25 protein-coding genes and 1 tRNA gene are annotated in these 22899 nt (G+C 32.7%); 19 read left to right on the top strand and 7 right to left on the bottom strand.

Annotated elements, in window-relative coordinates:
• From ACVC43_RS16200 to ACVC43_RS16190, 3 genes are read left to right on the top strand one after another with little or no spacing between them, the layout of a single operon-like run.
• Positions 1-1116 (top strand): hypothetical protein, encoded by a 1116-nt coding sequence (locus ACVC43_RS16200; RefSeq protein WP_452225586.1) that lies wholly within the window; start codon positions 1-3, stop codon positions 1114-1116.
• Positions 1109-1891, top strand: a complete 783-nt coding sequence (locus tag ACVC43_RS16195; RefSeq protein WP_452225585.1) for a hypothetical protein — start codon at positions 1109-1111, stop codon at positions 1889-1891. The genes ACVC43_RS16200 and ACVC43_RS16195 overlap by 8 nt, the downstream gene beginning before the upstream one ends.
• Positions 1891-3792, top strand: coding sequence for an HsdM family class I SAM-dependent methyltransferase (locus ACVC43_RS16190; RefSeq protein ID WP_452225584.1), 1902 nt, complete (start codon positions 1891-1893; stop codon positions 3790-3792). Before ACVC43_RS16195 ends, ACVC43_RS16190 begins: the two co-directional genes overlap by 1 nt.
• A 28-nt stretch (positions 3793-3820) precedes the next feature.
• Here ACVC43_RS16190 and ACVC43_RS16185 read toward each other — a convergent pair whose 3' ends face one another.
• Positions 3821-4216, bottom strand: a complete 396-nt coding sequence (locus ACVC43_RS16185; RefSeq protein WP_452225583.1) for a helix-turn-helix domain-containing protein — start codon at positions 4214-4216, stop codon at positions 3821-3823.
• 230 nt (positions 4217-4446) lie between these two features.
• Here ACVC43_RS16185 and ACVC43_RS16180 point away from each other — a divergent pair, with 230 nt between their 5' ends.
• Together ACVC43_RS16180 and ACVC43_RS16175 are read left to right on the top strand one after the other, a co-directional pair.
• Positions 4447-5502, top strand: a complete 1056-nt coding sequence (locus tag ACVC43_RS16180; protein ID WP_452225582.1) for a recombinase family protein — start codon at positions 4447-4449, stop codon at positions 5500-5502.
• Positions 5503-5584: 82 nt separating this feature from the next.
• On the top strand, positions 5585-6001 hold the full coding sequence (locus ACVC43_RS16175) for a hypothetical protein (RefSeq protein WP_452225581.1): 417 nt from the start codon (positions 5585-5587) through the stop codon (positions 5999-6001).
• Here ACVC43_RS16175 and ACVC43_RS16170 read toward each other — a convergent pair.
• Positions 5967-6040, bottom strand: a tRNA-Asn gene (locus ACVC43_RS16170). The genes ACVC43_RS16175 and ACVC43_RS16170 overlap by 35 nt on opposite strands.
• Before the next feature lie 68 nt (positions 6041-6108).
• Positions 6109-7452: an RIP metalloprotease RseP gene (gene rseP / locus ACVC43_RS16165; RefSeq protein WP_452225580.1), complete on the bottom strand. Its 1344-nt coding sequence runs from the start codon at positions 7450-7452 to the stop codon at positions 6109-6111.
• A gap of 168 nt (positions 7453-7620) precedes the next feature.
• On the opposite strand from rseP, the gene ACVC43_RS16160 reads away from it, so the two are divergent.
• The 4 genes from ACVC43_RS16160 to ACVC43_RS16145 all read left to right on the top strand — a co-directional run bounded on the left by ACVC43_RS16160 (position 7621) and on the right by ACVC43_RS16145 (position 10828).
• Entirely contained in the window at positions 7621-8292 is a 672-nt protein-coding gene (locus ACVC43_RS16160; RefSeq protein ID WP_452225579.1) for an SCO family protein, read from the top strand.
• Positions 8293-8368: 76 nt separating this feature from the next.
• A complete protein-coding gene (locus ACVC43_RS16155; RefSeq protein WP_452225578.1) occupies positions 8369-8602 on the top strand; it encodes a FeoA family protein in 234 nt (77 codons plus the stop codon).
• Positions 8595-10697: a ferrous iron transport protein B gene (feoB, locus tag ACVC43_RS16150; RefSeq protein WP_452225577.1), complete on the top strand. Its 2103-nt coding sequence runs from the start codon at positions 8595-8597 to the stop codon at positions 10695-10697. The genes ACVC43_RS16155 and feoB overlap by 8 nt, the downstream gene beginning before the upstream one ends.
• Complete coding sequence (locus tag ACVC43_RS16145) at positions 10619-10828, top strand: FeoB-associated Cys-rich membrane protein (RefSeq protein WP_452225576.1); 210 nt, start codon at positions 10619-10621, stop codon at positions 10826-10828. Before feoB ends, ACVC43_RS16145 begins: the two co-directional genes overlap by 79 nt.
• Before the next feature lie 3 nt (positions 10829-10831).
• Here ACVC43_RS16145 and ACVC43_RS16140 read toward each other — a convergent pair whose 3' ends face one another.
• Positions 10832-11254 (bottom strand): hypothetical protein, encoded by a 423-nt coding sequence (locus ACVC43_RS16140; protein WP_452225575.1) that lies wholly within the window; start codon positions 11252-11254, stop codon positions 10832-10834.
• A 128-nt stretch (positions 11255-11382) separates the two neighbouring features.
• Here ACVC43_RS16140 and ACVC43_RS16135 point away from each other — a divergent pair, with 128 nt between their 5' ends.
• From ACVC43_RS16135 to ACVC43_RS16110, 6 genes are all read left to right on the top strand, one after another.
• Entirely contained in the window at positions 11383-12042 is a 660-nt protein-coding gene (locus tag ACVC43_RS16135; RefSeq protein ID WP_452225574.1) for a metal-dependent transcriptional regulator, read from the top strand.
• Positions 12029-12826 (top strand): transporter, encoded by a 798-nt coding sequence (locus tag ACVC43_RS16130; protein WP_452225573.1) that lies wholly within the window; start codon positions 12029-12031, stop codon positions 12824-12826. The genes ACVC43_RS16135 and ACVC43_RS16130 overlap by 14 nt, the downstream gene beginning before the upstream one ends.
• A gap of 87 nt (positions 12827-12913) precedes the next feature.
• Entirely contained in the window at positions 12914-13828 is a 915-nt protein-coding gene (locus ACVC43_RS16125; protein ID WP_452225572.1) for a metal ABC transporter solute-binding protein, Zn/Mn family, read from the top strand.
• Between the two features lie 47 nt (positions 13829-13875).
• Entirely contained in the window at positions 13876-14673 is a 798-nt protein-coding gene (locus tag ACVC43_RS16120; protein ID WP_452225571.1) for a metal ABC transporter ATP-binding protein, read from the top strand.
• Between the two features lie 92 nt (positions 14674-14765).
• Positions 14766-15893: a metal ABC transporter permease gene (locus ACVC43_RS16115; protein WP_452225692.1), complete on the top strand. Its 1128-nt coding sequence runs from the start codon at positions 14766-14768 to the stop codon at positions 15891-15893.
• On the top strand, positions 15886-17046 hold the full coding sequence (locus tag ACVC43_RS16110) for a metal ABC transporter permease (RefSeq protein ID WP_452225570.1): 1161 nt from the start codon (positions 15886-15888) through the stop codon (positions 17044-17046). Before ACVC43_RS16115 ends, ACVC43_RS16110 begins: the two co-directional genes overlap by 8 nt.
• On the opposite strand, the gene ACVC43_RS16105 is transcribed toward ACVC43_RS16110, so the two are convergent.
• Both ACVC43_RS16105 and ACVC43_RS16100 read right to left on the bottom strand, forming a co-directional pair.
• Positions 17043-17840, bottom strand: coding sequence for a hypothetical protein (locus ACVC43_RS16105; RefSeq protein WP_452225569.1), 798 nt, complete (start codon positions 17838-17840; stop codon positions 17043-17045). The two genes, ACVC43_RS16110 and ACVC43_RS16105, sit on opposite strands and share 4 nt — an antisense overlap.
• Before the next feature lie 146 nt (positions 17841-17986).
• Positions 17987-18790, bottom strand: a complete 804-nt coding sequence (locus ACVC43_RS16100) for a TerB family tellurite resistance protein (RefSeq protein WP_452225568.1) — start codon at positions 18788-18790, stop codon at positions 17987-17989.
• Positions 18791-19038: 248 nt separating this feature from the next.
• Between ACVC43_RS16100 and ACVC43_RS16095 the strand changes: the two genes are divergently transcribed.
• From ACVC43_RS16095 to ACVC43_RS16080, 4 genes are all read left to right on the top strand, one after another.
• The gene (locus ACVC43_RS16095; RefSeq protein WP_452225567.1) at positions 19039-19449 is read left to right on the top strand and encodes a BrxA/BrxB family bacilliredoxin; all 411 of its coding nucleotides are present in this window, start codon (positions 19039-19041) and stop codon (positions 19447-19449) included.
• Between the two features lie 115 nt (positions 19450-19564).
• Positions 19565-20302: a lysophospholipid acyltransferase family protein gene (locus tag ACVC43_RS16090; RefSeq protein ID WP_452225566.1), complete on the top strand. Its 738-nt coding sequence runs from the start codon at positions 19565-19567 to the stop codon at positions 20300-20302.
• Positions 20303-20306: 4 nt separating this feature from the next.
• Positions 20307-21293: an acyl-ACP desaturase gene (locus ACVC43_RS16085; protein WP_452225565.1), complete on the top strand. Its 987-nt coding sequence runs from the start codon at positions 20307-20309 to the stop codon at positions 21291-21293.
• Position 21294: 1 nt separating this feature from the next.
• Entirely contained in the window at positions 21295-21951 is a 657-nt protein-coding gene (locus ACVC43_RS16080; RefSeq protein WP_452225564.1) for an HD domain-containing protein, read from the top strand.
• A 2-nt stretch (positions 21952-21953) separates the two neighbouring features.
• On the opposite strand, the gene ACVC43_RS16075 is transcribed toward ACVC43_RS16080, so the two are convergent.
• Complete coding sequence (locus tag ACVC43_RS16075) at positions 21954-22823, bottom strand: AraC family transcriptional regulator (RefSeq protein ID WP_452225563.1); 870 nt, start codon at positions 22821-22823, stop codon at positions 21954-21956.
• Positions 22824-22899 lie beyond the last annotated feature (76 nt).

Below are 22899 nucleotides of genomic sequence, written 5' to 3'. Positions count from 1 at the left end.
ATGAAGTATTTATACCTAGATGATGAAGAAATCAAAATTACTCAAGACATAGTTGAATTACTAATGTCAGAAGATGAAAATTTAGAAATAGTATGGGATAAGCCAAAGTCTTTTGGTGAAGAGATTAGGAGGTTAAAAGCAGAAGAGTATGACGGATTGATTTTTGATTTACGTTTAGACCAAAAATCTGAAGCAGAATATAGAGCTCTTACATTAGCTCAAGAAGTAAGAACTAGAGCAACAGAAGGTTCTATGAAGAACATCCCTATAGTAGTTTGTTCTACCGATAGAAGACTTAAAGCATCATATAATAAAGACAGTTCTGGACATGATCTTTTCGACAGGAAGTATTTAAAAACAGATGATTTAGTAAATGATTCCGAAAGAGTTGCTAAAGAATTAATGTCATTAGCAAAAGGCTACCAAGTGGTATCAGAGATAAGATCAACACTTAAGGGTAATAATGTTCAACTTGATAAGTTTGTATTGTTAAAAGAGCAAGAGATTGTGTTTATTGATAAAAGGTTCTTTGAATATTTTGGAAATTTAAAAGGACGATTACCTGTTCATGAATATGCTATATTTATCTTTAAAGAACTAGTTTTAAAACCAGGATTACTTGTAGATAAAAATATTTTATCGGCTCGTTTAGGTGTAGCTCAAGATTCAACAGAATTTAATGCGTTAATTGACAAATTAAGTCCATTTAAATATAAAGGTCCTTTTAATGACAATTGGGAAAGATGGTGGTGGCCATTAATCAATAATTGGTTTAAGGAAAAAGGAAAAGAAAGCATTGCATTCCTTAATGCAAGTGAAAGAGTTGATCTAATAAAAAAAATAACAAAAATAGCTGGTTTAAATCCTGCATCACCTATAGAAACTTCTTATAGTTCAAAATTTTGGTGTATATGTGAATTCTACAATGCACCTTTAGACCCGTATTCTGAAGGAGTAATGTTAGAGCATAATGAAGAACTTCTTCCATGGCAAGAAAATAAATATATTTCATTAAAAGCTGCATTTAATATTGAAAGTAAAGCTGAAGGCTTAATTCCTCACTCTTCGGAAAAAGACAGATTAAAACTACTCTCTAAACTTCTAAAAAATGAATAAAACACAGAGAGAAAAAATGCGCTTGGATATCTCAAGAAAACTAAAAAGTTTTGGTAAAACTCTTTTAGATGGTGGTTTAATTAGAGATGTTAAAAAGTTTGATGAAGCAGCAAATAATTGCTTATCCACACTTCCAATAGTAAAAGGTATCGATGTAAATTATGCCAATTCTTGGGGTTATGAAATTTCTGATTTACAAATTCTATTTTCACCAGAAGATATTGAAGCTCAAATATTTCCATTAAAATCTAGTTTAACTTCAATAAGTATTACTTCAAAAGTTATAGGTAAGTTTTTAAGAGAAGATTATGCGGAAGATCCTTTAATACATGTTGAGTTCAATCTAGTGGTTAAAGGGGTAAGTAATGAAAGAGTTCCTTTGATTGCAAGTTGGCATCTAGATAGACATCCTGATAATAGCAAATCAAAGTCTGCTCATCCAGTTTATCATTTTCAGTATGGAGGTCATAAGTTAGTTGTACCTAACGATAATTTTGGAAGTCAATTTGTTTTAGACATGCCACGGATTATGCATCCGCCATTAGAAATAATTTTAGGTGTAGATTTTGTACTCTCTAATTTTTTTGGAGAAAAAAGGGAACTGTTATGTTGTGATAATAGACCTTATGTTTTATCTGTCTCAAAGTTACAAGATTTAATTTGGCGGCCATATGTTTATTCAGTAGCAAGACATTGGCAACCCTATCAAAACGAGGATTCAAGATTTAGTTGGAATTGTAATGAAATTTATCCTCAATTATTGAAATCTAATTAATGTCTAATATACATATTTTTAATTTTTTGAAAAGCTATTCGTCTATCCCTTTTGAGATAGACAGGCTTATTGTTTCTAGTTTTTTAAGAATTAATGAGATACATATTGAAAATAATTTGCTCTTAAAGAAGTATAATATTGAAAATGATGATTTAGATTTTAAAAGACTAAATGCATTTATTAATTTAATTAAAAAAGAAAAGAAAACAGTTTCCTTTGAAGATTTAATTCTCTTGTTTGAGTTTGTCGTTTCACCTGCCGATAAAGAAGTAAATGGAGCTGTGTATACACCGAAAAATATTAGAGAATTTATTATTAATGACAGCACTAAAAATAATAATTTAGATAATACTGTATGTGATGTAGCATGCGGTTGTGGGGGATTTTTATATGAATATGCAATATATTTAAATAAAAAGGGAAAAAAAATAAAAGACATTATTGAACAAAATTTGTTTGGGATTGATATAGCAGATTATAGCATAGAAAGAACTAAATTATTATTATCTCTTTTAGCTATTACTAATAATGAAGATGAAATAGAATTTAAATTCAATTTGTTTCTTGGCAACTCATTAGATTTTGATTGGTTCGACAAATCTAGTATAATAAAAAATAATGGAGGTTTTGATTATATATATAGTAATCCACCATATGTAGGCTCTACAAATCTAGATTTGGAAACGAAAGAACTTATAAAAAATTGGTACGTGTCGTCGTCTGGTAAATTGGACTTATACATTCCTTTTTTTGAAATAGGTCTAAAATGGTTGAAAACAGGTGGAGTATTGGGTTATATTACAGTAAATAATTTTTATAGAAGTTTAAATGGTAGAGCATTAAGACGGTATTTTTCTAAAAATAAATTCAAATTCAAGTTTATTGATTTTGGAGGTGAGCAAATTTTTAAAGGACGAAACACCTATACTTGTATATGCGAAATAACTAAAGAGTCTGGTAATATACATTATACCAATTCTACTAGTAAAAATTTAAATAATATAGTAGAATCAGATTTTGTTAATATAGACTATAGTTCTTTAGATGATTTTAATGGCTGGCAACTCGATGATGTTAGTAGTCAATTAAATATTCTGCGTTTAGAAAATAGTGGTTCAAAATTGATAGATCTATTTGAAATTAGAAATGGCTTTGCTACTTTAAGGAATAAGATATATTTATTCAATCCTACTGATGAAGATGATGAGTTCTATTATTTTATTAGTAATTCAAAAACTATACAGATTGAAAGGGATATTTGTAGAGATGCTATTAAACCGAACATAATTAAAATAGAATCAGATGTGATAGATTTTAATGAAAAACTTATTTTTCCTTACAAAGTAATTAATGAAAATCAAGATGATTTATTTCAAAATAATCATAGACGACTAGTTAGACTTATTCCTGAAAAAGAGTTTAGGGCTAATTACCCATTTGCATATTCTTATCTTGAATCACAAAAGACTGAACTTTCAAAACGGGACAAAGGAAATAGAACTTATGAAAAATGGTATGCTTTTGGTCGCAGTCAAGCTTTAAGTATTAGAGGCAAAAAGTTACTTTTTCCTTACATTTCTAATAACCCATATTTTGTTTATACTTCTAATGAGGATTTATTATTTTATAATGGCTATGCTTTAGTTTCTGATTCTGAAGATGATTTAAAATTTATTCAGAAAATATTAAAAACTGATGTTTTTTGGTATTACATTAAACACACTAGTAAACCATATTCGGGTAATTACTTTGCATTAGCAAAAAATTACGTAAAAAATTTTAGTATACCTCCATTTTCTAATTCTGAAAGGAGATCCTTTATGAATCTAAAAAGAAAAAGCTCTATAAACAAGATGTTACTTAATAAATATAATATTACTGATATTGAGTTAAATGACTAGCTCAATTATTAAAATAAAGTTTATAAAATTAGCTCTTTTCTTTTCTTATTGAATCTAATTCTTCTAGTCGAATCTTCATTTTAACTTCTTGCTTTTTTTCAAGCTTATCCTTATCAATAATTGAATCTAAGACTATTTCAACTACACTCCTATTATATTCAGATAACCCATTTATCATTTCTAACTTCTGGGCTATTGATTTATCTGATACTTCTCTTGACTGAAACAGATCGACAAAATCAACTCCAATTGCGGAGGCTATTCTCTCTACTGTATCAATAGATGGAGTCACTTTCATATTCTCTATTCTATTGTAAGTAGAAGCCATCATACCGCTCCCATCTGCAACTGCTTGCTGACTAAGACTCTTTTCTTTTCGCAAAGACTTGAGGTTTTTCGAAAATTGTTTTTGTATTTCGCTCATCTTCTATAGATTTAATTCAAATCTAATCAATTTATACATTATTTAGCAATAAACACACTAATAAATTTGTTTTATTGTGTTATTTAGCATATTTTTAAATATAATTATGCTTAATAAATCAAATAACATACAATCGGAGCTTATAAGGTCTTCAGAACTAAAAAAAGTTCTAAAGTCAAAACTACTCTTTTTTGCATTAATTGAATATGAACGCTACCTAATATCTTCAAATGTTAAACGCAGTAATATATACTAGAGTATCTACAGATGAGCAAGCCAACAAAGGCTTTAGTTTGCCTCATCAAAAAAGTGTATTGGAATTATATTGCCAACATAAAGAAATCAATATATTACGTCATTTTAAAGAAGACTTCTCTGCAAAGAATTTTGACCGTCCAGCTTTTAATGAATTAACTTCTTATATTAAAGCCAATAGAAAAACTGTCGATTGTCTTCTATTCACTCGTTGGGATCGATTTAGTAGAAATCAAGAAGAAGCCTACCGTGTTATTCGTGAATTTAAAAACTTAGGTATTGACGTCAACGCTATTGAACAGCCTTTAGATTTATCTCAACCTGATTCTAAGGTCATGCTTGCTGTATATTTGGTTATACCTGAAGTTGAAAATGACAAGAATAGTATTAGAACAAAGGAAGGCTTGCGTAGAGCGATGAAAGAAGGTTGCTTTGTAGGATATGCACCATTTGGATACATAAACCATAGAAATGCAGAAGGGAAGGCTACGTTAGCTTTTAATGACGATGTTGCTCCAATTATTAGAAAGGCGATTTTAGATTACTCGAAAGGAGTACTTTCCGCCGAAGAAGTAAGGAGGAAATATTACAACAGAGGTTTAAAAATCACGAAACAGACGATGCTTAATCTTTTAAAAAATCCTGTATACTGCGGAAAAATATTAATCAAAGAATGGAAAAAGGAAGACGCTATTATCGTTAACGGACTCCATCCACCTATTATTGATGAAGATACTTTTAATAAAGTACAGCATATTATAACAGGAAAGCATAAATCTAAGATTCATAAATTTTCTGAAATTGATGAAAGATTACCTCTTAGAGGGTATTTAAAATGTAAAAAATGTGGAAGAGCAATGACAGGCAGTGCTTCAAGAGGTGGAAGCGGTACTCGTCACTTCTATTACCATTGCCACCCAAAATGTAAGGAACGCTTTAGGGCTGATGATGCAAATATTCTTTTTGAAAAAGTTTTAGCAGAATTTGTTATCAAGCAAGATGTCTTAGAACTATATAATAAAGATACTTGATGAGACTTTTAGTGGAGAACAAAAATCCAGAAATCTACGTATTAGACAAATAAAGATAGATCTAAACAAGTTGAACACTCGAATGGAATCTATTGAAGATAAATTTTTCGACGATGTGATAGATGCTTCTACTTATAATAATATGAAAGGGAAGACTCAGAAAAAAATCAATAACCTCAACCTTGAATTACAGAACATCAAAAGCTTAAAAAAAGATATTGAGGAATATTTGAAGCTCGGTATATCATTCCTTCATGGCATTGATAAACTCTATAAAACTTCGCCAGCCAACATCAAAAAAAAGATTATTGGTTCGATATTCCCTGAAAAACTCGTTTTTTTTAAAAACAGTTATCGAACGGAATATTTGGATTCCTTCATAGCTCTAATCCTTAGTAAACATAAGCCTTTCAAGAGATTGAAAATAAAAACTCCCCATCAAAATGATGGGGAGTCAAAGAAAGCTCCTCCTCTTAGGCTCGAACTAAGGACCCTCTGATTAACAGTCAGATGCTCTAACCAACTGAGCTAAGGAGGAGTGTTTTTCGCTGTTGCGAGCGCAAATATAATTTGTTTTTTATATTCTGCAAAACAATTTTTAATTTTTTAATTAAAAATCGCTTTAAAAATATCGTTTCCGTTGGCGAACAGCACTAATGCAATTAAAATAAAGAATCCTACAGTTTGTGCATACTCCATAAATTTATCGCTTGGCTTACGTCCAGAAACCATTTCGTATAGTAAAAACATAACGTGTCCTCCATCTAAAGCAGGAATTGGTAATAAGTTTAATACGCCTAACATAATAGATAAAAATGCTGTAATGCCCCAAAAAGCTTGCCAGCTCCAGGTATCTGGAAAGATATCGAAAATAGCTTTAAATCCTCCAACTCCTTTATATGCACCTGTACTTGGACTAAAAATTAATTTTAACTGCCCAAAATAAGAGCCTATTTGGGTTGTAAATTTGTTGTACCCAACACCAAAACTTTCTCCAAAAGTGTATTCTTTCCTAACAATATCAAAATAGCCCATTGCAGCGATATCATTCATAGACACACCACCCTGATAAATGCCTAAACTTCCGTCTTTACTTATTTTTAAACTTCTAACAATTGTATCATTGTCTCTAATAAATTTAGCGGTAGCGGTTTCTCCTTTTAATGTGCTTGCTATAGTTGTAACTTGATCTATATACTTTACATCCTGTCCGTTTATTGAAGTTAAAAAATCGCCTCTCTTTAAATCTACAGATTTGTTTAGCGAGGTGTCTGTAACTTGAGCGACAATAAAAGGTCTTCTTAACTCGAATAAGCTTCTGTTTTTACTAGAAGACAATTGCCCTAAAAAATCTTCTGGCAGCTCAATCGTTTTCTCTACACCATCTCTGGAAATTGTTACCGTTTCTGCACCAATTATGTTCGCTCTTATATCAGATTCGTTTATAATTTTAGCATCACCAACTTTTACAATATCATCTCCCGTTCTAAAACCTAAATCGGTTAATAATGGGTTTTCAATAAGGTATCCATCTTTAATGCTTTTTGCAGAAATATCAGCATCTCCATATGCAAAAGAAGCCAGAATGTAAATGACTAAAGCCAACACGAAATTAACAAAAACACCACCAAGCATAATAATTAAACGCTGCCATGCTGGTTTCGACCTAAATTCCCATGGCTTAGGCTCTTCGGCCATGGCTTCGGTATCCATGCTTTCATCAATCATTCCAGCAATTTTTACGTAACCACCAAGTGGTAACCAACCAATACCGTAAACTGTTTCGCCTATTTTCTTTTTAAAGAGCGAAAATTTTACATCAAAGAATAAGTAAAACTTCTCTACTCTCGTTTTAAATAGTTTTGCCGGAATAAAATGTCCAAGCTCGTGAAGTATAATTAATAGTGAAAGACTCAGTAAAAACTGAGATATTTTTATAATAAATTCCATTTATTTTATCTGTTCAATTTTATAACGCCCAAAAGTAAGTATTTAGACTTAGTTTAAAAAGCTAATATTACATTGCTTTGGCTTTTAACAGCAATTTATGAGCCAAAAAAATGGTTTAGCAACCGTTTGCATTGTATTTTTGCAAAATTAAATCTCAAATCCTCTATTATGCTTTCGTTTTTTAAAGATTATAAAAAATTTGCCATAGGGTTTTTTATCCTCTCAGCAGTTATAATTGTAATAATCTATAATATTTTAAACGTCGAAAAACCCTTACCAATCTGGAATCCGGAAAGTATCGATACAAGCTTGGTAGACAGTACGATTCAGCATGTAAGGAAATACCATAAAATTGCAGATTTTAGCTTAACCAACCAAAACGGAAAAACCATTACCCAAAACGATTATAAGAACAAAATCTATGTGGCAGATTTCTTTTTTACAACGTGCCAGACTATATGTCCGATTATGACGGACCATATGCGCGAGATACAAAAAGAAATTATTAATGATGACGACATTATGTTACTGTCTCACTCGGTAACACCTGAAATAGATAGTGTGGCACAGCTAAAAAAATATGCCAGATTAAAAGGTGTAAATGATACAAAATGGAACTTAGTTACAGGTGATAAAAAACAAATTTACGAGTTGGCAAGAAAAAGCTATTTAGCTGTTAAAACCACTGGGAATGGTGACCAATACGACATGATTCACACAGAAAATTTTATGCTCATAGATAAGAAACGGCAAATTCGCGGTTATTACGATGGTACAGATCCTGAAGCTATTTCTCAGCTTCTTGACGACATAAAAAAATTAAAAAGAATGGAAAAATAAACCTTTATTGGACTACAATTTTTTAGGCTTATATTTTTCTCTTACTTTTGCTTCTTTAAAATCAATCTAAATAAGCTTGCAACATACAATAGCACATTTAAAACGCGGTGAAAAAGCTGTAATTACTGATGTTTCTTCAGAATTAATCCCATTAAAACTTTTAGAAATGGGTTGCCTTCCTGGTAATTTTGTAGAATTACTTCAAGTTGCACCATTTTCAGATCCTATGTATTTAAATATTAATGGCTCCCATTTAGCCATTAGAAAAGAAACAGCTATTCATATTTTAATTAATAAAATAGATGAGTAAGCAAATTAACGTTGCATTAATAGGAAATCCCAACACAGGAAAAACCTCTGTCTTTAATGCCCTAACAGGTTTAAATCAGCAGGTTGGTAATTACCCAGGAATTACGGTTGAGAAAAAAGAAGGCATCTGTAAATTACCCAGAGGCGTTAAAGCCCATATTATAGATTTGCCTGGTACGTATAGCTTAAACGCATCATCGTTAGATGAAAACGTGGTTATAGAACTCCTGCTAAACCGAAATGATAAAGATTTCCCAGATGTTGCTGTTGTTGTTAGTGATGTCGAAAACCTAAAACGCAACCTTTTACTTTTTACACAAATTAAAGACCTTGAAATCCCGTGTTTGTTAGTTATTAATATGGCAGACAGAATGCGTAGAAAAGGGATTTCGTTAGATATTGAATATTTAGAACAGCAATTAGAAACTAAAATCGCTGTTATTAGTACGCGTAAAAATGAAGGTATAGACAATCTAAAACACCAAATTACTAATTACAAAGAGCTGTCTGTTAAACCGTGTTTAAATGCATCAGAAATTGATGTTGAATATTTTAACCGCCTTCGCAAGGCATTTCCAAATCAGTTATTATATAAGCTGTGGCTTGTAATTACGCAAGATGTTAACTTTGGTAAAACAGACAGAAAGGAACTTGATGCCATTACCAGTTTTAAAACAAAATCTAAAAGCGACCTTAAAAGACTTCAGCAAAAAGAAACCATAAAGCGCTATCAGTTTATTAATAATGTCCTTAAAATAGGGCAAACTATAGATGTGTCTCAAGCTAAAGATTTACGCACAAAACTCGACCGTATATTAACGCACAAGGTTTGGGGATATCTTATCTTTTTTCTTATCCTTTTAACCATTTTCCAGGCTATTTACGATTGGTCAAGTGTACCCATGGACTGGATAGACTCTGCTTTTGCATCGCTAAGCAATTGGGTTAAAGCAACATTTCCAGGAGGAGGGAAAGTAACCGATTTAATTGCTGAAGGAATTATTTCCGGGTTGGGTGGTATTGTTATTTTTATTCCACAAATTGCCTTCTTATTCCTATTTATAGCAGTGCTTGAGGAAAGTGGTTACATGAGTCGTGTTGTATTTTTAATGGACAGAGTGATGCGTCGTTTTGGCTTGAGTGGTAAAAGTATTGTGCCTTTAATTTCTGGAACCGCTTGTGCTATTCCGGCAATAATGGCGACACGAAACATTGAAAGTTGGAAAGAGCGGTTAATCACGATTTTAGTGACACCTTTTACCACCTGCTCTGCACGATTACCTGTGTATTTAATTATTATTTCCCTGGTTATTCCAGAAGGTCGAATATTTGGTTTAAGCTATCAGGCACTAACATTAATGTTGCTTTACTTAATTGGTTTTGGCGCCGCAGTTGGCTCTGCCTGGTTATTAAATAAAATTCTAAACATTAAAAGCAGAACCTTTTTTGTAGTAGAAATGCCTAACTATAAAGTGCCTCTTCTTAAAAATGTTGCTTTAACTGTTTTAGAAAAAACGAAAGCCTTTGTTTTTGGTGCAGGTAAGATTATTTTAGCTATTTCGATTGTACTTTGGGTATTGGCATCGTATGGTCCTGGTGAACAGTTTAACAATGCCGAAAGTATTGTTACAGAACAATTTGCCAACGATAATTTAAATAGCGATGAATTAGAACAAAAAATAGCATCACATAAATTAGAACATTCCTTTATTGGTATAACAGGAAGAGCTATAGAACCTGCTATTAGACCTTTGGGTTACGACTGGAAAATTGGCATCGCCATTGTAAGTTCTTTCGCTGCTCGAGAGGTCTTTGTGGGCACGCTTGCAACAATTTATAGTGTTGGTAGTGATGACGAAGAAACCATTAAAAACCGAATGGCTGGTGAGGTTAACCCAATTCTTGGTGGTCCATTATTTAATTTTGCTTCGGGTATATCGTTGTTATTGTTTTATGCTTTTGCAATGCAGTGTATGAGTACTTTAGCCATTGTAAAAAAGGAAACTAATAGCTGGAAATGGCCCGTATATCAATTCGTTATTATGACGGCAATTGCGTATATTGTAGCATTATTAGCCTATCAATTTTTAAAGTAATGAATAGCATATTTCAAAATATAATTGTCTTTACAATCTTAGGGTTTGCTCTGTTTTATTTGGCTAAAAAATTCTTTTGGAAAAAGAAATCGGATAAAGCATGTGGTACAGACGATTGTGGTTGTCATTAAATATCACTCTCTAACATCTAACATGATGTAATAATCTTCGGCTTTAATTTTATTTCTATACTCTGGATATGGTGCTATATTAATACCTGAAATTTTAAGTGATTCTGAAGTAAATAAATTTCCTATTAAATTTTGAAGCTTACTTGTAGGCGAAAAAGTAATGCGTTTCTGTTCTAACTTTGTACCATTTTTAAATACATCTACTAAAACAACGGCTTCACCAGCCCAAACACATTGTACGCCTTTTGGACAACGAGAATCAGACTCTACGGCTACAAATTTAAATTCTAAATCCTCTACTTGTATTGCCTTACCATACATTAATTTTGAAATAATCTTTGGAGTTTCAGCTTTAACGTTAGTAGAATCTTGGGCTAAGCCACTTATTGCAAATAATAAAGTAACTGCTATTAATACGTGTTTCATTTTTTAAATAAATTAAATCTTAGACTTTAAATATAACTTAAATCGTACCAAAATCAATTTTTTTAAAAATTTTAGTTACATTTGATTGTATTTTAAGCATACTTAAATATTAATTAAAGTAATTCTAAATGTCTGTAGCTATAGAGAATTTTGTAAAAGCCATTTACAAAAATGATAATAACAGTGCGAATGATACCAAACCTGGTAACATTGCAAAAAAATTAGGTATTTCTAATGCGGCAGCAACAGATATGGCTAAAAAACTGGCTGCAAAAGATTTGCTCAATTACGAAAAATACCAAGCCTTACAACTCACAGAAAAAGGAGAGAAAATGGCTTTAAATGTTATTAGAAAACATAGGCTTTGGGAAGCATTTTTGTACAAAACGTTTAACATGTCATTACATGAAATTCATCGTGAGGCAGAGTTTTTAGAACATGAAACTTCAGATTTTTTAGCCGAAAAAATAAGTGAGTATTTGGGAAACCCAAAGTTCGATCCTCATGGTGATCCTATTCCAAATATGAATGGAGAAATTACAACTGTAGACACTTCAATTTCATTATTTAATGCTGTTGAAGGCAAAAAATATGTTATTTCAAGACTTATGAGTGATGAAGAAGAATTCTTCGATTTTTGTGCGCAAAACGGCTTAAAATATGGAAATACGGTCTTGATAACCAAGCAATTTAGTAAAAACGAAATGACTCAAATTTTAATTAATAACAACACCATTCTTTTGAATAAAGATTTTACAAACATCATTTATGTTAATGACCTCAACTAAACATTTTAAAGCGATTACCGCTCCATTTTTATTTTTCGCTGCCTTTTTGTGCGGTGCTCAAGAGAACACTACTTTGGATGCCTTAGTTACAGACAGACCAGATGCAACCGAATCGCCAACAGCTATGCCAAATGGATTTTTGCAAGTAGAAACTGGTGCTTTTTACGAAAGTTTTGAAGACAACAATTTTAAAACTGAAGATTTTACCTATAACACAATGCTTGTTCGATATGGATTATTAAACAACTTAGAATTACGTCTTGGATATAATTATACAAATAGTAAAACAAAATTTAATGGCAACGAAATTACATCTTTTAATAGTTTTTCGCCATTGCTCTTAGGTTTTAAAACAACTATAGCTCAAGAAAATGGCGCTATGCCAGAAATTGGTTTTTTAGGACATTTAAATTTACCATTCTCGGTAAAAAAAGAAATAAGACCCGAAACCACAGGTGTTGATTTTAGGTTCTCATTTGCACATACGCTTAGTGAAAAATCAAGTTTATCCTATAATTTAGGGGCTATTTGGGAAAACGACAATCCGGAAGCTGCCTACCTCTACACTATTGCATATGGGTATAGTATAAACCAGAAGTTTGGAGCATATTTAGAATTGTATGGTGATTTTCCAGAAAACAACAAAGCAAACCATCTTTGGGATGCTGGCCTTACTTATTTACTAACTAATAATTTTCAACTAGATGCTACTGTAGGTTCGAGCATAACAGATGGTCAGGACATTTTAATAAGTGCGGGATTTAGTTTTAGAATCCCTAAATAGAAAAGCATTTGTATAACTCATTAAACGAAAGTTGAAAGATTTTGAGAAATAAATAATTAAAAAACACCCTATTGCGGATTAAATAAAATGAAAAAAACACTACTCCTATTAGCCATTATAACCTCATCATTAAGTTGTAAAGACGACGCAAAACCGGATAATAATAAATTAAATATTGTCACCACTACTACCATGATAACCGACTTGGTAGAAAACATTGGTGGTGGTTTAGTCAATGTGCAAGGTTTAATGGGAAGCGGTGTCGATCCGCATTTATATAAAGCCAGCGAAGGTGATGTAACCAAGTTGGTAAATGCAGATGTTATTTTTTATAACGGACTCCATTTAGAAGGAAAACTTGTAGAAGTTTTTGAAAAAATGGGTAGTAAAACAAAGACACCAATAGAGCTTGGTGCGAGTTTAGATAAATCACAATTAATAGGCTCAGATTATTTTGCTTCTAATTACGATCCGCACGTGTGGTTTAACATCGCATTTTTTAAGGCATTTGCCAATAAAGTAACCAAAGTATTATCTGAAAAAAATCCAGAAAACGCAATGGCATTTCGTGAAAACGAAAAACTATACCTTAAAAAATTAAGCGATTTACAAACTAAAATAGAAGAAACTATAGAGACACTTCCAAAGGAGAAAAGAATACTCGTTACTGCTCACGATGCCTTTAACTACTTTGGCAAAAATTACGGTTTTAATGTTGTTGGGTTACAAGGCTTAAGTACTGCTACAGAAGCTGGTGTGCAAGATGTACAAAAATTAGCTACTTTTATTATCGATAACAAAGTAAAAGCCATTTTTGTAGAAAGTTCTGTACCAAAACGTACCATTGAAGCATTGCAAGCTGCAGTAAAATCCAAAGGTCATGATGTAATTATTGGTGGTACTTTATATTCCGATGCTTTAGGAAACAAGGGAACTCTTGAAGGCACTTACATTGGAATGTTTGAATATAATGTGAACACTATTGTAAATGCGCTTAAGTAAGTTACATTCCTGCGAGGTCAGGAATCTCATGATTTTTTAGATATGAAATGAAAAATAAAAAAGACGAAAATATAAAAAACAGTAATTCTAATAACGAGACTTCTGCCGTAGAAAGGGTGCTGGCCGTAAAAGTAGACGATTTAACCGTTGCTTACAATTACAAACCTGTGCTATGGGATATCGATTTAGAAATTCCGGAAGGTGTTTTAATGGCTATTGTTGGTCCTAATGGTGCAGGAAAATCGACGCTTATAAAATCTATTTTAGGCATATTAAAACCTATTGCAGGAAGTGTGGCCATCTATGGCAAACCATATACTAAACAGCGTCAATTAGTAGCTTATGTTCCGCAAAAAGGAAGTGTGGATTGGGATTTCCCAACCACAGCTTTAGATGTTGTAATGATGGGAACTTACGGAAGTTTAGGCTGGATTAAAAGACCAAGGCAAAAAGAGAAAAAAGCAGCTTTAGAGGCTTTAGAAAAAGTTGGTATGCTGGCCTTTAAAGGAAGACAAATTAGTCAGCTCTCTGGCGGACAGCAACAACGTATTTTCTTAGCACGCGCGTTAGTACAAAACGCCTCCATATATTTTATGGATGAACCTTTTCAAGGTGTTGATGCTACCACCGAAATTGCCATTATTAACATATTGAAAGAATTACGTAAGGCAGGCAAAACGTTAGTTGTCGTGCATCATGATTTACAAACCGTACCAGAATATTTTGATTGGGTAACCTTTTTAAATGTAAAGAAAATTGCTACAGGTCCAGTTAAAGATATTTTTAATGATGATAATTTAACAAAGACTTACGGTATTAATTACAAAGTAAGTATACAGGAATAATCAATTCCTGCGAAGGCAGGAATCTCATGAATTGAAATTATAAATAACAAATATTGCGAAAACAGGATGAGATTCCTGCCTTCGCAGGAATTATGGACATAACAGAATATTTTCAACTAGTCTTTACAGACTACACACTAAGAACCATAACGTTGGGAACAGCTATTTTAGGAGCTGTAACAGGAATGTTGGGTAGTTTTGCTGTGCTTAGAAAACAAAGCTTGTTAGGTGATGCTATTTCTCACGCAGCCTTACCAGGCATAGCGATTGCCTTTTTAATTACAGGTACAAAAGATACCAACATTTTACTTTTAGGTGCTTTAGTAAGTGGCTTAATTGGTACCTTTTGGATTCGTGGTATTGTGAGAAAAACGCATTTAAAAAGTGACACGGCTTTAGGTTTAATTTTGTCCTTATTTTTTGGTTTTGGTATGCTTTTGTTAACCTTTATACAAAAACAACCTAAAGCTAACCAAGCAGGATTAGACAAGTATTTATTTGGGCAAGCAGCAACATTGGTAGAAAGCGATGTATGGTTGATGGCAACGGTTACAGGTTTATGCTTATTGGTTTTATTATTGTTCTGGAAAGAATTTAAAATTTTATTATTTGATGCCGACTATACCAAAACGTTAGGTTTTAATACTAATATTATTGATATTTTAATTACAAGTTTTATAGTTTTAGCCATTGTTTTAGGACTTCAAACGGTTGGCGTGGTCTTAATGAGTGCCATGCTTTTAGCACCAGCTGCTGCTGCAAGACAATGGACTAACAGTTTAGCTACCATGGTATTTTTGGCTGCTGTTTTTGGAGCGTTTTCGGGCGTTTTTGGCACAGCAATCAGTGCAAGCCAGACCAATTTATCTACAGGACCAGTTATTGTGTTGGTGGCTTCGGTTTTTGTTTTCTTTTCATTTGTGTTTTCTCCAAGTCGAGGTTTGCTGTTTAAACAAATACGGTTTATAAAAAACAGACGCGATTTAGAACTTCACAAGACCTTAGCATTTATGCATCATATTGCTGAAACGCACGACAATATTTCGCATCCTCATTCCATTAAATTATTAAATAATTTTCAAGGTTATACGCGATCAACGCTTCAAAAATTAGTAGAGAAAGATTACGTAAAACTTGAAGGCAACCTATGGAGTTTAACCGAAACTGGGTTTAATACTGCTGCCAATTTATACAACAAACAATCTACAAAAGATGAATAGCGCTCAAATTGAAATACAGCTTATTGCCAGTTTAGTAGCCATTGCTTGTGCTATTCCAGGCACATTTTTAGTACTCAGGAAAATGGCTATGATTAGTGATGCCATTAGCCATTCTATTTTACCAGGAATAGTTATTGGTTTTTTTATAACACAAGACCTCAACTCACCTTTACTTATTCTGTTAGCGGCATTTACAGGTATAATAACTGTGGTTTTAGTAGAATACATACAAAAAACCGGACTTGTAAAGGAGGATACAGCTATTGGTTTAGTGTTCCCTGCACTATTTAGTATTGGAGTTATTTTAATCGCTAAAAATGCTAATGACGTTCATTTAGACGTAGATGCTGTGTTGTTGGGTGAATTAGCCTTTGCTCCTTTCGACAGATTATTAATCTCTGGAATTGATATTGGTCCAAAATCATTATGGATTATTGGTATTATCGTACTAATAACCATCTCGCTGTTAATTGCTTTTTTTAAGGAATTAAAAGTTAGCACCTTTGATGCAGAATTAGCAGCTTCGCTTGGTTTTTCACCGGCAATTATTCATTATGGATTAATGAGTGTGGCTTCAGTAACAACCGTTGGTGCTTTTGATGCTGTAGGAGCAATTTTAGTGGTTGCTTTAATGATTGCACCTGCGGCAACTGCCTATTTATTAACAACCAATTTAAAGAAAATGTTAGCTTTAGCTATTGGTTTTGGTGTGTTAAGCGCTATTTCCGGGTATTGGTTTGCGCACTGGCTCGACGCCTCTATTGCTGGTTCTATTACGACCATGCTTGGTTTATTGTTTTTAATCGTGTATTTATTTGCACCAAGTAAAGGGGTAATTGCAGTATTGTATAGAGAAAAACAACAGCGCACCGAAGTATCATTAATTACGTTTTTACTGCATTTAAAAAATCATACTGAAGAAAATGAACGCCATGTTAACCATTTACGCGAGCACATAAACTGGCAAAAAATAAGAGCTAAAACGGTTTTAGAATTGGCACTGAAAAATAACATGATTGAGGTGAATAATAACATTGTTTCTTTAACCAAAAAAGGTGATACTTTTACCATTAAAGCCATTGATTATATAATTACTAATCGCGATGCACAGATAGAAGACATGAAAGATGATTTCTTTTTGTTTCGTGGTTAATTTTTAACATATTTATTATAGAATTCTGTCAAAACTTTTTCTAAACCTTCACCATAATTAAATCCTATAGACTCTTTTGAAACGACATCTTTTTCTCTTAATTTTCCTTCACAGATAAAATCATCTATATCTTTTTCGTATACTGTTTCACCTCTTTGGTAAATGTGTCTTATTACTACATCTATGCGATAGTCTGTAATTCTATTTTCTCCTTGAATATACAAATAGCCCATTTGCTTTTCATGTGGAAATCCATAGGTTTCTACTATAGTAACAAATTCTTTTGAAATTTCTGAAGCCTCTGCGATAAGTTCTTCTAAAGTAGTTTTAATTCTTGCTTCTCTGTGTGCATGATATCTATTTAAATTAAAATCTTTGTCCTTTAAAATTAATGCAATCCATTTTTCTCTAAGCTCTATATTATAATTTACGTTATGATAAGATGAAAAACTTTTAAAATTAGTTTTAAAATCTTTATACCAACTCATTTTATAAAGTTTTGTAAAATATCTTATTGGCACACCTCCTTTTGCAAGTTTAATAGAAATTTCTTTAGCCCAAATTTCATCATTGGTTTTTTGCGCAACTAACAAGGCATTACCTAAATCTTGACCTAGAGGAAAGTCTACTCCAGAAAAAGCATTCTTGAAAGTCGAATTTGCTAATTTATATTCTTTTTTCTCAGATTGTTTTTTTGCTAATTTTATTAAACCATAATATTCTTCATAATTACATTCTTGTGCAGAAACATTAAAAGTGAATGAAATAAATAAAAAATATAAAATGGTTTTCATGATAAATTTATTTCTGATTTATAGAATTGCCACTTCCGAAATTTCGGAAGAAAAAAAAGCGCCTCGCAATGACGTATTCGAATGTGTAACTGCTTCAGATAACTAATTGGACTGCCAACTGAAGACTGATTACTGCTAACTAAAATTTAAAACCCACGTTCCTTCTGCAACTGCTCGTAAGCTTTTTGTACTTGTTTAAACTTATCTTCTGCTCCTTTTTTATGTTCGTCACCTAAGTGTTCAACTTTATCTGGATGGTATTTTTTAGCCATATTACGATAAGCTTTCTTAATCTCATCTACAGTTGCAGATTTGTTAATTTCTAAAATTTTATAGGCATTATCACGACTGTTATAAAACATAGCTTTTATACTATTATAATCGCGAGAGCTTATACCAAGATAACCAGCAATGGTGTATATCTGGCGTTCTTCGTCTTCGGTTACCATGTTGTCTGCTTTGGCAATACCAAAAAGAAAATGCATGAGTTGTAAACGCGATGCGTGATCCATCATTTGCTGAATTTGCATACATACACGGCGTAATGGTACAGTTTGCTGGCTCACCTTTTTAAATAATGCAAAAGCTTTATTGGCTCTGTCTTTACCATACATGCTTACAAATTGCTGGCGTACATAATCAAGTTCTCGCTGGTCTTGCTTACCATCGGCTTTTATTACTACAGATGCTAATATGAGTAAACTCACCTCAAAATCGCCCGAGGTGGTTTGCGCACGACGTTGCTGTTGTGTTCTGTAATCTGGTCGTGTTCTATAATTAGGTTGACGTTGTCTGCCTTGTGTTTTTGGCTCGCCTTGTCCTAAGAAAAAATCGCCTTTTCCAGAGGCAAAAACATCGCCTAAACTCCCTAATGCTAAACCTATTATTGCGCCAATTGGTCCGCCAAAAGACCATCCTAATGTAGCACCAATCCATTTTAATCCGCTCATGTATTTCTTTTGTTTTTAAGAATTGTAAATATAATACTTTGTTAGTTGTTATTTGGTGTGTTTTGTTACGACGCTTAACTGTAAGTGCGTTAAGGATGGAACGAGATGTTTGAGCTCCTCACAGAGAGCGAGTAGTGACAGCCTGACCTTATGGCACTCAAATGACATAAGGTAACGCCCAAAACAACTTTAGCACAAAAATTGATTAACTTTGCATAAGCGAAATAATAATATAAAATTTAGAAGATATGTATCCAGCAGAATTAGTAAAACCTATGAGCGAAGATTTAACAAACGCAGGTTTTGAGGCCTTACATACTGCAGAGGCAGTTGATGAGGCTATAAAAAAAGAAGGTACAACGTTAGTAGTTGTAAACTCTGTATGTGGTTGTGCAGCGGCAAACGCGCGTCCAGGTGCAAAAATGAGTTTAAAGAATGATAAAAAACCAAGCAATATCGTTACTGTTTTTGCTGGTGTAGATAAAGAAGCAACTGATAGAGCTCGTGCTCATATGGTGCCTTTTCCTCCAAGTTCGCCAAGTATGGCATTATTTAAAAATGGAGAACTAGTACACATGTTAGAGCGCCATCATATTGAAGGTCGTCCAGCAGAATTAATTGCAGAAAATTTAGTAGACGCCTATAACGAGCATTGTTAGTAAAATTTAGGATTAATTATATAAAATTTATCCTGTACCAATACTAAGTATTATTAAAAAAACCACGTTTTTAAACGTGGTTTTTTTATTTTTGAAGTTATAGATTCTTGAAAAAATGAGAAAACTTTTAGCCTATCCTTTAACCTGTATTTATTTCCTGTTTTTTGGCTTAACACTACTTATCTTTCATCCTATACAATGGGTTTGTTTAAATGTATTTGGATATGAAACACATAAAAAAAGTGTGGATGCATTACAGTTTTGTTTAATGCGATGTATTAACATTTTAGCGTCCTGGCATACCTTTTACAATCCATATAAATTAGATACTTCGCAACCTGTAATAATTGTGTCTAATCACCAAAGTATGGCAGATATTCCACCGCTTATATGGTATTTTAGAAAACATCATGTAAAATTTATTAGCAAAAAAGAGTTAGGAAAAGGCATACCGAGTGTGTCTTACAATTTACGTCATGGAGGTTCTGCTTTAATAGATAGAAAAAACCCAAGACAAGCCATTGTTGCTATTAGGAAATTTGCAGATTATATAGAAACAACCAACCGTGCAGCTGTTATTTTTCCTGAAGGCACAAGAAGTCGTGATGGCAAACCAAAGCCGTTTAGAACTAAAGGGTTGGAAACATTAGTAAAATATGTGCCAAGTGCGGTTATCGTACCTGTAACAATTAACAATTCCTGGAAGACTTTACGCTATGGTAAATTCCCTATGGGCATAGGAAACCACTTAACGTTTACTGCCCATAAACCTGTTAAATTAAGCGATTTTGACACAAAAGAGTTATTATTTGATTATCTTGAAAGTACAATTAAAAATAGTGTAAAAATTTAAGATTATGTCGTTAAAAAATGTGAGATTGGAAGTCATGTCGTTTTTAGAAAAAGACATCGATTCTTTAATACAAAAATATCTAATTCCTGTAGAAACCATATGGCAACCATCGGACTTTTTACCAAATTCTGAAGGCCCTAAGTTTTTTGACGAAGTACAGGAAATTAGAGAACTCTCTAAAGAATTACCGTACGACTTTTGGGTCGTTTTGGTTGGTGATATGATTACAGAGGAGGCGCTACCAACCTACGAATCCTGGTTAATGGACGTTGAAGGTGTTGATCAAGTAGGGCAAAATGGCTGGTCTAAGTGGGTTAAACACTGGACTGCCGAAGAAAACCGTCATGGCGATGTACTTAATAAGTACCTATACCTTTCTGGTAGAGTAAACATGAAAGAAATAGAAAAAACCACACAATATCTTATTGCAGATGGTTTTGATATTGGTACAGATAGAGATCCTTATAAAAATTTCCTATATACCAGTTTTCAGGAATTAGCGACCTATGTTTCCCACAATCGTGTCGCAAAAATTGCAAAAGAAAAAGGAAATAAACAGTTGGCTAAAATGTGTAAAATTATTTCTGGAGACGAAATGCGCCATCATCATGCGTATTGCGAGTTTGTAGAACGTATTTTTAAGGTAGATCCAAGCCAGATGATGTTGGCGTTTCAATACATGATGAAACAAAAAATAACCATGCCTGCACATTTTTTAAGAGAGTCTGGAAACCAAATTAGTACTGCTTTCGAGGAATTCTCTAACACAGCACAACGTATAGGTGTTTATACTTCCTTAGATTATATAGACATCCTTGAAAAATTAATTAAACGCTGGGAGATTGAAAAAATAACTGATTTAACAGATGAAGCTGAAAAAGCGCGTGATTATTTAGTTAAATTGCCTTCAAGAATGTTACGCTTGGCAGAAAGAATGAAAATTCCTGAAAATTCATTTCAATTTAAATGGGTTGAACCTGCAAGGTTGTAAGATGAACAACATCAATTTAATTGAAGCTACAAAACAATTTGTAAAACAGGAATTAACTAATGCTGAAGGTGGCCACGATTGGTTTCACATATTACGGGTTTATAATAATACTTTACTCATTGCCAAAAACGAAGATGTAGATACCCTTGTTGTAAGTTTAGGCGCCCTGTTGCATGATATTGCCGATAGTAAATTTCATGATGGCGACGACTCTATTGGTCCAAAAAAAGCCAGAAATTTTTTATTTGAGCATAATGTAGATTCTGTGATTATTGAACATGTTGTAAAAATTATTGAAAATATTTCATTTAGTTCTAACATTGGTTCCTCTAATAGTTTTAATTCTAAAGAATTGCAGGTTGTTCAAGATGCCGACCGCTTAGACGCCCTTGGCGCAATAGGTATTGCACGTACCTTTAATTATGGCGGCTTTAAAAACAGACCGCTTTACAATCCGGATATTGCACCAAATCTTAACCTTACAAAAGCAGAATATAAAGCTTCTACTGCGCCAACAATTAATCATTTTTATGAAAAATTACTGCTTCTAAAAGATAACATGAATACTAAAACTGGTAGAAAAATTGCTGAAGAACGCCATAATTATATGGTTGGGTTTTTAAAACAGTTCTATGCCGAGTGGCATGGTGAAAAATAATTTTATTTAATAAGTAAACTGGACTCACTTCTATACTTTGAAGGACTTTTACCTGTTATTTCTTTAAAAGATTTACTAAAGTGAGAGAAGTTATTAAACCCACACTCAAAGCAAATATCGGTTATACTGCTTTTACTTTCTAATAACAGTTTGGTAGCATATACAACACGATACTCATTTACCAGTTGCGTAAATGTTTTTCCTGTTACTTTTTTAAAATAGCGACAAAAAGCAGGCACTGTCATGCTTACTTTCTCTGATATTTCGTCTAAACTAATGTGACTTTGATAGTTACTGTTTACATGCTTAAATATAATATCTATTTTAGAGCTGTCCTGAGGTTGTGTTTCGAACATAAAACCGTCTGCATGCAATAATGTGTAATCTTTAGTAACGGCAAGTAATTCTAAAATCTCCAAAAGTTTCGTGACACGTTTTAGGCCTTCATATTTTGGTAATTTTTCAATTTTAGGACCAACTATTTTTTTTATGTCTGGTTTATAGAGTATGCCTTTTTTAGCTCTTTCCAATAATTGCTTTATATTTTTCATTTCAGGCAGATCATGAAACGTATCGCCTAAAAATTCTGCTTTAAACTGGACTAAAGTCTCTTTGCCTTTAGAAGTTAATCTGTCTACAAAACCATTGTGTGGTAAATTAGAGCCAATTAAAATAAGCTGGCTATTATTAAAGTAAGATAAGTGATTACCTATATGCCTCCTTCCTTTTCCTTTATTAACATAAACCAGTTCTATTTCAGGATGAAAGTGCCAAAAAGCCTGACTACGCTTTCTTTTTTTTGTTTTTTGTACCACAAAAATAGAGCTGCCAAAGCCAGGTGTGATTTTCTCGTAAGTAGGTTTTATATTCAAGACGTGATAATTTATTATAAAACTACGATTTAAACGTTAAAATAGTTATGTTAGTTTATCTTAATTATGTGCTAAA

It is taken from the genome of Lacinutrix chionoecetis, from assembly GCF_053604665.1.
The sequence above is the reverse complement of the archived record's forward strand: the minus strand, read 5'-3'. Positions and strand labels throughout refer to the sequence as shown.